A 12380-nucleotide genomic window follows, 5' to 3' on the forward strand; every position below is an offset into this window, starting at 1 on the left:
CTGAAAAAAGGGAGTATACGGGTGCATTTTTTTGTTATAAATGTCTATTGAAAAAATTAATATTTTTTTTATAATTATAAGTACAGTGCATACTGAATACGCTGGCAGCAGTGCGTCTGTCGGCAGTTTAGAGGATGGGTTATGTATAAGAAATCCCCCAACGGATGGCTGAAGCATTTTGATTTTATGATAATCGACCTGGTGTGTTTGGAACTGTCCTTTGTATTAGGATGCTATATTCATCAAGGGAGCGGTATCATATTAGGCAGCAGATTATACAAAAGCATGTTTTTGGTTTTGTTCTTGCTGCAGGTATCGGTAATCTTCCTTTTCGAGACTTTAAAAAATGTCTTGAAGAGAGGCTATTTTAAGGAATTATCGGCAACATTTAAACAGACGATCATGATTATCGCTTTGCTGGCATTGTACCTGTTTTTGATGAAGATGGGTACAACGTATTCAAGGATGATACTAACGTATACAGCGATTTTGTATCTGATAAGCAGCTATACGACCAGGATCCTGTGGAAAGCATCCCTGCTGAGCAGACGAAGCAGCGATGCCGGAAAACGATCCCTGATCATTGTGTCTGCCAGTTCCATGAAGAACCAGGTTGTACATAATATTAAAAATAATAATTATGAAGGATTTCGTATTGCCGGAGTGGCTTTTCTGGATAAAGATATGGAAGGTCAGAGCGTAGACGGTATTCCGGTTGTGGCGAACAAGGACAATGTTCTGGAGTATATCTGCCGGGAATGGGTAGATGAAGTTTTTGTGAATCTTTCGAATGAAGAAGCGCTGTGCGATGAGCTTATTGAGAAATTGGTGGAAATGGGAGTTACCGTTCATCTGAGACTTACAAAGCTCAATGGCGTTAGTCCGGAGAAGCAGTTTGTAGAACGGCTGGGAACTTATACGGTACTGACCACCAGTATTAATACGGTAAGTACGAGGCAGCTCTTCCTAAAGCGGGCTATGGATATATGCGGCGGGCTGTTCGGATGTCTTTTGACCATTATTATTTTTATATTTGTAGCTCCTGCCATTTATCTGGCTTCACCGGGGCCGATCTTTTTCTCGCAGGTTCGTGTGGGCAAAAACGGCAAACGATTTAAAATGTATAAATTCCGCAGCATGTACATGGATGCGGAGGAACGAAAAGCTGAGCTGATGGCTGAAAACAGAGTATCTGACGGCCTGATGTTTAAATTGGATTACGACCCCAGAATCATTGGGAGTGAAAAGGGCGAGGGAAAAGGAATCGGGAATTTTATCCGAAAAACATCCCTTGATGAATTTCCGCAGTTCTGGAATGTTCTGAAGGGCGACATGAGCCTGGTGGGAACCAGACCGCCCCTGATAGACGAATGGGAAAAATATGAGCTTCATCATCGCGCAAGACTTGCCATTAAACCAGGTCTCACTGGCATGTGGCAGGTGAGTGGAAGAAGCGAGATCACAGATTTTGAAGAAGTGGTGAAGCTGGACACGCAATACATAGAAAACTGGAGTATCGGTCTTGACATCCGGCTGCTGTTTAAAACAGTGGCAGTGGTTTTGGAAAAGAAAGGCTCTATGTGATTTTCGTATCATAGTTTATTTGTTGTTTTTCAATAAGCAATCTGAAAAGTCGCTTATTTATACCATAAGCGACAAAATGCAAAAAATGCAGTCATTATAAGCGGTATCTTAAAAAAACAGACCACTTATCTGACTGCTGAAAAATGGTATTTTATTTTGGAAGGTTTTGGGAAATATCTTTACTTGACATTGTGAAATATGAATGATACGATAAAATGTGTTGAAAAATCAGGGAATATATAAGAAAAATTCGATGTCGCTTATGGTATAAATAAGTGATTAAAATTGCGGCAGTGAATGACATCCCTTAGAAAAATTGAGGAGATTATATGGCAAAAGAAACGAAAGAGATTCCGGAGAAACGAGTGGTGCCCACATCGGCGGCACAGAATCCGGATGATGTGATCAATATAAAAGAATTGTTCTGGACCGTGGCTGCCAGATGGAAGCTGATTGTGCTGGCTATGCTTATAGGCGCCCTTCTGTTGGGAATCTATCACGCTTTGTTTGTACAGCCTTCCTATCAGGCAGATGCGTCGATTTTTATCACAAATAATGATTCTGTGATTACAGTGTCCGATCTGCAGATCAGCTCCGAGCTTACGGAAGACTATGCAAAGATCATTAAGAGCAGAACGGTACTGAAGCAGGTTATAAAAGAAATGGATCTGGATATGGATTTTAAACAGCTTGGAAAGCTTGTGGCTGTTAGCAATCCCGAAGATTCCCATATTATTACTATCACCGTAACCTGCGGAGATATGGAACTGTGCCGTAACATTGCCAATTCTCTGATGAACATTGGTATTGACAGAATCTATCAGGTTATCGGAAGCAGTGAACCGACTGTAATTGATTATTCCGAGGCAGAGGCTGTGGAGGAGATCACTCCCGGATTGCTGAACTATATGGAAAAAGGCGCCCTCCTTGGAATCGCCCTTGTGTGCGCGCTGATTTGCGTACGCTATTTAACTGATACAACATTAAAAACAGAGGACGACATTCGGAAATATCTGCGTATGCCGGTATTGTCCATAGTTCCTTACTTTGAGGAGAAGAAAGACTGAGTATGGAGAGTGAAGATAGAATCAAAGAATTATTTCAGGATCTGGTATACGAGAACAGGTCGGGTGGACAGCAAAAAGAAATCGTACGGCCTAAAATCCCGGAAGTTCCCTACCGGGTGAATGAGGCGCTGAATGCTTTAAGAGGAAATATTCAATTAAGCGGATATAATCTGAAAACCATCGCCATTACCAGCGCACTTGCCCATGAGGGAAAATCATCGATTGCTTTTCGTCTGGCAAAAAATATGGCAGGGTTGGAAAAGCGGGTTCTGTATATGGACTGCGATATCCGTAATTCCACGACCCAGAGCCGGTATCAGATCGAAGGCGAAAAGAAAGGCCTCAGTGAGTACCTCTGCGGTAACATTGAGAAAGAAAAGATCATATATCATACAGACGACAGATGGATGGACATTCTGTTTACCGGCGCGATTGCTCCAAATCCAAGCGAGCTGGTTTCCGGTCCGCTTTTTACAGAGCTTATCGCATTCGTGAGAAGCGTTTATGATTATATTATTGTTGATACGCCGCCTTTGAATCTGGTCATTGACGGACTGCTGATCGCCAAGCAATGTGATGGTGCGATCTTGGTGGTGGAAAGCGGTTTGACAGAGCGGGCGCAGGCTGAAAAAGCCAGGCAGCAGATGCAGTATGCAGATATTAAAATCCTGGGCGCGGTATTGAACAAAGCCGACATTTATGAAAAGCGTTATGGATACGGATACGGCTATGGCTATGGTTATGGATACGGCTATGGCTACGGCAAAAGAGCAAATCAGGAAAATGACAGTGAAAGCGAGCAGAATATAAAAGTAAAGCATGGAAAGAAGAAGCGTTCATAAAAGACATCATGGCAGGCGACATTCTAAGCTTCGGCGCAAACAGATTGCGATCAGCGCAGTGATCTGCGTGGCTGCCGCCGCTATATTGGCCGGAATGGCATACTCCGCACAGAAGCGGCAGAAAGCCATGTCAATAAGCGCGGGAAACTCATACGATGTGGGAAGCGGTTACCGGAATATCGTTTACAATGGAGAAACCTATCAATATAATAACCGGATTACCAACATTCTTTACGCAGGTATTGATTCGGAAGGAAAGATGGAATCTACAGTTCAGTTCGGCAATAAAGCCAGAGCAGACAGTATTGCGCTGGTAGTTATGGATGAAAAGCATAAAAAGCTTACCATATTGCCGATTAACCGTGACACTATGACGGAAATCCGCCGATACACCATGAATGGAAACGATAAAGGACTTTACACCAGCCATATCGGTTATGCCTACAGCTACGCCGATGGCGGCAAGGTAAGCTGCGAAAGCCTGTGTGAGGCGGTTTCCAATCTTTTTGGAGGGATTCCTGTGAAACGGTATGTAGTTACGAACCAGGATTCCATGCCGTACATCAATGATCTGGCAGGGGGAATTACGCTGACTGTACCAAACAGCGATTTGGAGGAGCAGTACCCGGATTTTGCAGAGGGAACGACGGTTACCCTGGACAGCGGGAACATCCGTACATTCCTTCAGTACCGAGATACGGAAGACGCATTCAGCAATACCGGAAGAATGGAAAGACAGAAAGCGTATGTGACTGCATATATAGAAAAAATAAAATCAATGAGCAGAAGTCAGTTGGAGGATTCGTGGGAGTCGCTTGAAGTGATGGATGATTATCTCCAGACCAGTATTGCAAAGAACCAGTATCTGGAGCTGGCTGAGCTGATGCAGAAGCTGGACTTCAGCGAAGACAATTATGAGACTCTGGAGGGCGAAAACAAAGAAGGGGAATTACATGATGAATTCTACCTTGATGAGGAAGCGCTTCAGGAAAAAATCATCGAATTGTTTTACGAGAAGATTTAACAAATATGTATGAGACAACAGGGGAAATGCCTGCTGTTGAAATAAAGAAACTATTTAAGTGTATGACAAAATGGAGGAGCCATCATGAAAAAAAGATTTGTAAGCATCTTACTGGCAGCTATGACCATTAGCATGTCTGTTACCGCATATGCGGCACCTAGCATTTCCCAGTTGATTCCGGAAGCGCCCACTGTGATCAGCGGCGCTGTGAACAGCGGAGAACAGCTTATAGTCCAGAACGCAAATACAGACGCGTATACCAATAAGACTGTTGCAGAAACTGTAAAAAAAGTAAACGATGAAAACACCAAGACAACCATGAAAGAAATCCTGGCTGATCTGCAGGTGGATACTAAGACCGTTGTACTCACAGAGAACAAGAAGCTGGTTAACCCTACTCTTTACGAACCGGTAACACCATTTGTAGATTTAGTTCTCAAAAAAGAGGATGAGATAAAGTACCAGAGCACCGGTGAGATCAAAGCAAGCATTACCATTGAAGCTGCAAAGGACATGAATAAAAAGGACGCCCTTATCATGCAGATTGACCCGAACACCGGAAAAGTACATTTTATTGCAATCGAAGAGCTGAATAAAGCGACAGGCGAGGTGACCGCCACATTCCCCACTTTAGGACCTATTGCCCTTCTGGAAAAAGTTCCGGTTGTTGTAAAGAATGTTTCTCCGGAAAAATACGTTGACCAGAAAATCGCCGAAGTTGTAGAAAAATTCCGTGAAGAAAAATCAAATATCAATCTGTTCAATGTTTTGGAAAATCTGGTTGATACAGTTGAAAAAGAAATTGAAATCTCAGTAAACAAAAAGATCAACATTGACGACTTCAGCTCTGCTATGGGCTTTGCTGACCTGGCTATCAAGCAGGGAGAGGATGAATACCTCTATGATATGGACGGAGAGCTGGAAGCAGAAGCACATCGTGATCTTAAAGATACCGACTGGGAAAGAATCGTAACTGCACAGGATTCTGATTTTGATGTGGAAGCGGCAAAGGAGAATCCTGAGCTTTTAACAGAATTGGATCCGTTTGTATTGGAAGACAGCTTTGTAATGCAGATGAACCCTATTACCGGTGATGTGGATTACATTGAAGAGCCTACCATTTCTTTCGCATATCCGGAAACAGAGGAGACTGCTGAGGATAGCGAAACAGTAGAAAATGAAAATGAAGATTCTGATAATGAGCTTATGAGATGGACCATTCATGATGAGGATAAGGAAGAGGAAGACATGCCGAACCTTGTTATCAATGCGAAATTCACCAGCATGGGACCATTCGCGATCTTTATGCCAAAGACAAAATAAACCTGTAAGGAAGGATTTCTCAAATGTCAAAGAAAACCCATCACAGTCGGCGGAAAAAGAGCGCAGTGATGACTGTTTGTTATGTTATTGTGCTGGCTTTGCTGATTGGCGCTCTGGGATATCTGTACCTGAATAACCGGGAAAAAAAGGCGGAACGGGCTGAATATAAAGAAAGTCTTGCAAAAAAGGAGACAGATCTGGATTTTCCTGAGCTTACAGTGAGAGAAACCAAAGAGGAAGAAACGCCTGAACCGGAGCCTACGGCAACACCAACGCCGGAGCCTACCGCCACATCGGCGCCGTCTCCCACCCCAGTAGAGGAAGAAGCTTTTGATCCTACATTTTTGGTTCTGAACGGTACAAAGATACAGGGAGTAGCCGCATACTGGAAGAAACAACTGGAAAAAGAGGGCTATTCAAACGTAGCTGCAGCCACCTACACAAAGACAGTGGAAACGGAAACCGTAATTTATAGCGAATCTGTAGACGAAGAGAAAGCCGAAGAGGTGTTTCAGAAGCTCTTCCCAAACGCAGAGTTTCGTAAGGAAAGCATAAAGGATGGTATTTCCTTCAGCGCAGATCAGACCGGGCAGAAGGATAGCTTTGATTTTTACATTGTTATTGGAACAAAAGATGCAAGAAATAAATAAAAAAGCTGAGCTGTAAAAAGGAGTTGCGAGATACCTGTTTGCTGCGCAGAGCAGAGAGCAATACTCCAGGTCTGGCAACAAACAGGTTTTTCCATGCAGTTGCAAATACACATTAGGAAAGAGCAGGATATGAAAACGACGTACAGGAAAATGAAGAATTTATTTTTGAGGCAGAGCTATCTGGATTCCTGGGAGGATTACAGACGAAGTCTGCGGAAGCAGAGTTTTATCAAGTGGGATTATATTATCCTGACTGCTTCCAATGAAGAGCAGGCAAAGGATTACCGGGAACAGATAGAGGACAGACTGCGGCTGGGATTTTTGCCGGCATCAACAAAGTATGCCGTTTTACCGGACCCTGACGGAAAGCGTGTGGGTTCCGGCGGAGCTACTTTCCATGTAATGAAATACATAGCGGAGCAGGATGAGGAAGGCGGTACGGATCATTTTGCAGGAAAAAGAATCCTGGTGATCCATTCCGGTGGGGACAGCAAGAGAGTGCCCCAGTATTCTGCCTGCGGTAAGCTTTTTTCACCAGTGCCAAGAGAGCTTCCGGATGGAAGACCATCCACACTTTTTGATGAGTTCATGATCGCTATGAGCGGTGTGGCAGGTCGGATCCCTGAGGGAATGCTTGTGCTGTCCGGCGATGTGCTGCTGCTTTTTAATCCCCTGCAGATCGATTTCCAGTCCAATGAAGCTGCTGCGATCTCCATTAAGGAGCATGTAAGCATTGGCAAGGATCATGGCGTTTTCCTCAATGATGGAAAAGACTATGTAAAGAGCTTTTTACATAAAAAAACAGAAGGATATCTCACAGAAGTAGGGGCGGTAAACAAAGAGGGAAATGTGGACCTGGATACAGGAGCCATTATACTGGGAAGCAAGATCCTGGACGCCCTGTATTCCCTGATCAGCACCAACGGCTGTGTGGATATGGAAAAATACAGCAAATATGTGAATGAACAGGCAAGAGTAAGCTTTTATGGGGATTTTCTTTACCCATTGGCTGGGGATTCCACTCTGGAACAGTATTACCGCGAGGCGGCAGAGGGAACTCTGTGTACGGAATTGATGGAATGCAGAAAGGAACTGTGGGAGGTGCTTCATCCTTACCGGCTCCGTCTGCTTTGCCTGTCACCGTCAGAGTTTATCCATTTTGGAACCACCAAGGAGCTTCATAAACTGGTAACCTCCGGTGTAGATAATTATGAATTTCTGGACTGGAAACGCCTTGTTTTGACTAATTATGAAAATTCCGGTTCCTGTGCTGTGTACAACAGTTTAATCGAAGAACATGCCTGCATAGAAGAGGACGTTTATATTGAAAACAGTATGATCGGCAGCGGGTGCGTCATTCATCAGGGAAGCGTGATATCTGAGATCAACGTGGAAAATTGCGAAGTGCCGGAACGTACAACGCTTCATGGACTGGCTTTGGATGACGGACGGTTCGTTGCCAGGATCTACGGCGTAGAGGATAATCCGAAGGGAACTTATGAAAGCAGTGCTTCCTTTTTGAATACAAACCTTAAAACCTTTGTGGACGAGCAAGGGATTCCAGTGGAAAAAATCTGGGATGAAGGCACAGAAAAGTGCCTGTGGTTTGCAAAGCTTTATCCCATATGCGCTACAATGAAGGAAGCTGTAAAAGAAGCGCTTCGAATCTGCAGAATTGCCAGCGGGCAGGCGTCAGAGGATGAGATAAAGCAGTGGCTTTCACAGGAACGAATGAGCCTTTATGAAAGCTTTAATCATGCTGCACCGGGTGAGGGCCTGAAATGGAACCAAAAACTCAGAAACCGTATCTTGGTCCGCAAATTTATGAAAAACCTGAAGGACGGTCTGTATTACCGTGATGCGTTCTCTGTATTTGGGGAGAGCGGAATCAATGTAAAGCAATACCGTCTGTTAATGCAGATGGCAGAAGAACTGCCGCTGGAAATGAAAACAAAGATTTATTATGCCCTTTCCAGAGAAATGAAGCATTCCAAACTGATCTTTGACGGAAATGCCTATGATTTCGTGGAAAGCAAATGCTTCGGCGCTATCGCGGATGTGATCTTTGAAAGCGGAAGCGAGCGGCTCCGGGACAGCGGGCAGTACCGCATTGTGAAGGAGTGCGTGGATGTGAGACTCCCGGTGCGTGTCAACTGGGGAGGCGGCTGGACCGACACACCGCCCCAGTGCAACGAATTAGGCGGTACTGTACTGAATGCGGCCATCAGTCTGCGGGGCAAATTGCCCATACATGTGGTGGCAAAGAAAATTGATAAGCTTCACATCGAGTTTGCAAGCACTGATACAGGTGCCGAAGGAAGTGCAGAAACTGCAGCAGAAATACAGAACTGCCATAACCCATATGACCCATTTGCACTTCATAAAGCTGCGCTGATTGCCTGCGGAATCATCCCGCTGAGCGGTGTATGCGATTTGCAGGAGCGTTTAAAAGAATTGGGCGGCGGAATTTACCTTTCCACAGAGGTGGAAAACGTTCCAAAAGGTTCAGGTCTGGGAACCAGCAGTATTCTCTCAGGCGCGTGTGTGAAAGCGCTAAACGAACTGCTTGGAAACGAAGTAAGCGAAGACGCGCTGTTTGACACGGTTCTGACTATGGAGCAGATTATGAGCACAGGCGGCGGCTGGCAGGATCAGGTAGGCGGCCTTACAAACGGCATCAAGTTTATAAACTCCAAACCGGGAATCCGGCAAAAGCTGCAGGTGGAAAAAGTTCAATTGGAAGAGGCAACGCTAAAAGAACTGAACCAGCGATTCGCCCTGATCTACACCGGCCAGCGAAGGCTGGCGAGAAATCTTCTCCGCGACGTTATCGGCAGTTACATTGGCAACCGGCCGGAAACCCTGTACGCGCTGAAGAACATGAAGAAAACAGCCGCTCTGATGAAATTCGAGCTGGAGCGAGGCAACGTTGATTCCTTCGCAGAGCTTTTGAACGAGCACTGGGAATTGTCCAAAACCCTGGACGCCGGAACGACAAATACCTGTATCGACCAAATTTTCCTGTCGTGCGAGGATCTGATCCAAGGCAAATTTATCGCCGGCGCAGGCGGCGGAGGATTCCTACAGGTGATTTTGAAAAAGGGTGTCACAAAAGAACGCCTCCACCAAAGACTTCAGGCCGTTTGGCAGGATAGCGGAGTGGATGTTTGGGATTGTGAGATTCTGTAGCGGTGGGAAAGATTGGAATGTTGAGGAATGTCTACCCTAAATTTTCAGTTGATTTTTCGTAGGCTATGATGACCGTTAAAATCATCCGTTATTGCCGAAAAATGAGGCTTTAGGGTACAGGTCTGGGTAAAGTGATAAGTACATTTTCAAATGAAATGGAGAGGACTTTCTCGTGGGTTATGGAGTGTATGAGAACATTTTGACATGAAATGGATGAGGCGAAAAACATGGATTTTTTCGTTTCGGGTAGAGGTCTGGGAATAGTGATAAGTACATTTTGAACATGAAATTGGGCTGGAAGAAAATAAGAGGAAGATTGAAAAATGCCGTAATATCAAGGGTTTTCAATAGATGATACAGACATTGCGAGGGGTTTGCCCTAAAGAATCATAGTGAGGAATTGAAGGGATGGAAGCCCGGAAAACGCTCATTAGCGAATTATGACCTATGGAAGAACCGAATTGTTGTTTTCAATAAATAATAAACAGACCCAGGGGTCTACCCTATGAACTTTAGTGGATGGTTTTTCGGGGATGGGTGAGGGATTTGTGGCCTGTGTGATGGCTTTTGAAGTCGGAAATGAACATTTCAGGCGCTGATTTATACTGATGAGTTTTGGATAGACCTATGGAGATACGGATAAGCCCAACTGAAATGAACATGAGCATTTTCGGATAGACCTGTCCTTGAAGTGATAAGGACATTTCGTGAAGTGATAAACACATTGAGACCCAAGAGAATTAGCAGATTCCGCGCTGTGAGAATCATGGCAAGATCACGACATGATAACCACAGCCTTCAATATAAATGATTCCTACCGAATAGAGGAGCAACTATGAGAAAGTACACGATTGCAGTTGCCGGTACCGGCTATGTGGGATTATCCCTCGCGGTACTGCTGGCGCAACACAATAAGGTCTATGCCGTGGACATCGTCCCGGAAAAAGTGGAGATTATCAATAACAAAAAGTCCCCGATTCAGGATGAGTATATCGAGAAATACCTAGCTGAGAAGGAACTGGATTTGACCGCAACGCTGGATGCCGAGAGCGCCTATAGCAATGCGGACTTTGTTGTTATTGCGGCTCCGACAAATTACGATTCCGTTACCCAGCACTTCAACACGACGGCTGTGGAAAATGTGATCGAGCTGGTCATGAAGGCGAACCCGAACGCCGTCATGGTCATCAAGTCCACAGTGCCGGTTGGATATACGGCCTCCGTCCGGGAGAAGTACAACTGCAAAAACATCATCTTCAGCCCTGAGTTTTTGCGAGAGTCCAAGGCGCTGTACGATAACTTGTTCCCCAGCAGGATAATCGTCGGGACAGATGTGGAGGACGAGCGGCTGACACAGGCTGCTCACACCTTCGCCGAGATGCTCCAAGAAGGTGCAATCAAAGAGAACATCGATACGCTGTTCATGGGATTCACCGAAGCTGAGGCGGTCAAGCTATTTGCAAACACCTACTTGGCTCTGCGGGTCGCATATTTCAATGAACTCGATACCTATGCAGAGAGCAAGGGCCTGAACACAAAGCAGATCATTGAGGGCGTGTGCCTTGATCCGCGTATCGGGACGCACTACAACAATCCCAGCTTCGGTTATGGCGGATACTGCCTGCCGAAAGACACCAAGCAGTTGCTGGCCAATTACGCAGATGTCCCGCAGAACATGATGTCGGCCATAGTGGACAGCAATAGAACACGGAAGGATTTCATCGCAGACCGAGTGTTGCGGCTGGCTGGGTACTACGGTTACGGCGAGGACAACCAGTGGAATAAGAGCTACGAGAAAAATGTGGTCATCGGAGTATTCCGTCTGACCATGAAGAGCAACAGCGACAACTTCCGCCAGAGCAGCATCCAGGGGGTCATGAAGCGCGTGAAGGCAAAGGGCGCAACGGTTGTGATTTATGAGCCGACGCTGGAGGATGGAGAGAGGTTCTTCGGTTCAGTAGTGGTTAATGATTTGAAAAAGTTCAAAGAACTGAGTGACGCCATCATCGCAAACAGGTACGATGGGTGCCTTGATGATGTGAAAGAGAAAGTATACACAAGGGACCTGTTCGGCAGGGACTAGCAAAAGAACTGATTGAGAAAGAAATGGAAATGATAATGAAATTTACATATGAAGGAGGGATCAGCAAATGAACACATCAGTATATAACAAAACATTCAGGCGTACTGTGAATAAGTCTGCAATCCCGACCTGCAATATTTTGGGTGTGGATATCGCAGCTATTGATATGCAGTGGCTGGTTAATTTCCTCAACGAAAATATAAGCGATTTATCCGGTGATTACATATGTGTGTCTAATGTTCACCGTGAAAAATATCCACTCGTTGCTTCGGCACAGGGGTGCTGAAAATACACAAAATTAGCCTTCATATTGCGACGAAACTCAACATTTGAGGGCAATATGGGGGCTTTTCTCGTATATTTTGATTGGTGAACTTATGAAAGCGGGATATAAATGTACAAAACGAATGGATATTTTTCACTATGAACTTAGATGGGTGAAATGTAAATAGAGAATGTACTTGATGAGGGTACATATTTGATTTTATTAGGTTACAAGGGGGGAGCAAGATGATTACTTCCAAAAGAAATGAAACGATTGATGTGTTAAAAGGAATAACGATTATTATGGTTATCTTTGGCCATGCCTGTCAAGTTGTGGGGGGGGGGGGGACCCAA

At 44.9% G+C, this 12380-nt stretch carries 9 protein-coding genes; all 9 read left to right on the top strand.

What is annotated here, in order from left to right; genetic code table 11:
* The first annotated feature begins 141 nt into the window (after positions 1-141).
* The 9 genes from ACESZH_RS22845 (at position 142) to ACESZH_RS22885 (ending at position 12048) form a co-directional block, all read left to right on the top strand.
* A complete protein-coding gene (locus ACESZH_RS22845; RefSeq protein ID WP_373218954.1) occupies positions 142-1584 on the top strand; it encodes a sugar transferase in 1443 nt (480 codons plus the stop codon).
* Positions 1585-1913: 329 nt separating this feature from the next.
* The gene (locus ACESZH_RS22850) at positions 1914-2651 is read left to right on the top strand and encodes a YveK family protein (RefSeq protein WP_373218952.1); all 738 of its coding nucleotides are present in this window, start codon (positions 1914-1916) and stop codon (positions 2649-2651) included.
* A gap of 2 nt (positions 2652-2653) precedes the next feature.
* A complete protein-coding gene (locus ACESZH_RS22855) occupies positions 2654-3493 on the top strand; it encodes a CpsD/CapB family tyrosine-protein kinase (protein ID WP_373218950.1) in 840 nt (279 codons plus the stop codon).
* Entirely contained in the window at positions 3471-4517 is a 1047-nt protein-coding gene (locus tag ACESZH_RS22860; RefSeq protein WP_373218948.1) for an LCP family protein, read from the top strand. The genes ACESZH_RS22855 and ACESZH_RS22860 overlap by 23 nt, the downstream gene beginning before the upstream one ends.
* An 84-nt stretch (positions 4518-4601) precedes the next feature.
* Entirely contained in the window at positions 4602-5840 is a 1239-nt protein-coding gene (locus ACESZH_RS22865; RefSeq protein ID WP_373218947.1) for a hypothetical protein, read from the top strand.
* Positions 5841-5863: 23 nt separating this feature from the next.
* Positions 5864-6490 carry a LytR C-terminal domain-containing protein gene (locus ACESZH_RS22870; protein WP_373218946.1) on the top strand — a complete coding sequence of 209 codons (627 nt, stop codon included), beginning with the start codon at positions 5864-5866 and terminating at the stop codon, positions 6488-6490.
* A gap of 129 nt (positions 6491-6619) precedes the next feature.
* On the top strand, positions 6620-9679 hold the full coding sequence (locus ACESZH_RS22875; protein WP_373218943.1) for an L-fucokinase: 3060 nt from the start codon (positions 6620-6622) through the stop codon (positions 9677-9679).
* An 835-nt stretch (positions 9680-10514) separates the two neighbouring features.
* Positions 10515-11762, top strand: a complete 1248-nt coding sequence (locus ACESZH_RS22880) for a nucleotide sugar dehydrogenase (protein ID WP_373218941.1) — start codon at positions 10515-10517, stop codon at positions 11760-11762.
* 67 nt (positions 11763-11829) lie between these two features.
* Complete coding sequence (locus tag ACESZH_RS22885; protein WP_373218940.1) at positions 11830-12048, top strand: hypothetical protein; 219 nt, start codon at positions 11830-11832, stop codon at positions 12046-12048.
* The last annotated feature ends 332 nt before the right edge of the window (positions 12049-12380 follow it).

It is taken from the genome of Ruminococcus sp. 5_1_39BFAA, assembly GCF_964240875.1.
GTDB lineage: Bacteria > Bacillota > Clostridia > Lachnospirales > Lachnospiraceae > Blautia_A.

What these genes read in the sequence shown, in the direction of transcription:
- ACESZH_RS22870 (WP_373218946.1), top strand. Translation starts at nt 5,864, where the DNA reads ATGTCAAAGAAAACCCATCACAGTCGGCGGAAAAAGAGCGCAGTGATG.
- ACESZH_RS22885 (WP_373218940.1), top strand. Translation starts at nt 11,830, where the DNA reads ATGAACACATCAGTATATAACAAAACATTCAGGCGTACTGTGAATAAG.
- ACESZH_RS22880 (WP_373218941.1), top strand. Translation starts at nt 10,515, where the DNA reads ATGAGAAAGTACACGATTGCAGTTGCCGGTACCGGCTATGTGGGATTA.
- ACESZH_RS22855 (WP_373218950.1), top strand. Translation starts at nt 2,654, where the DNA reads ATGGAGAGTGAAGATAGAATCAAAGAATTATTTCAGGATCTGGTATAC.
- ACESZH_RS22850 (WP_373218952.1), top strand. Translation starts at nt 1,914, where the DNA reads ATGGCAAAAGAAACGAAAGAGATTCCGGAGAAACGAGTGGTGCCCACA.
- ACESZH_RS22845 (WP_373218954.1), top strand. Translation starts at nt 142, where the DNA reads ATGTATAAGAAATCCCCCAACGGATGGCTGAAGCATTTTGATTTTATG.
- ACESZH_RS22875 (WP_373218943.1), top strand. Translation starts at nt 6,620, where the DNA reads ATGAAAACGACGTACAGGAAAATGAAGAATTTATTTTTGAGGCAGAGC.
- ACESZH_RS22860 (WP_373218948.1), top strand. Translation starts at nt 3,471, where the DNA reads ATGGAAAGAAGAAGCGTTCATAAAAGACATCATGGCAGGCGACATTCT.
- ACESZH_RS22865 (WP_373218947.1), top strand. Translation starts at nt 4,602, where the DNA reads ATGAAAAAAAGATTTGTAAGCATCTTACTGGCAGCTATGACCATTAGC.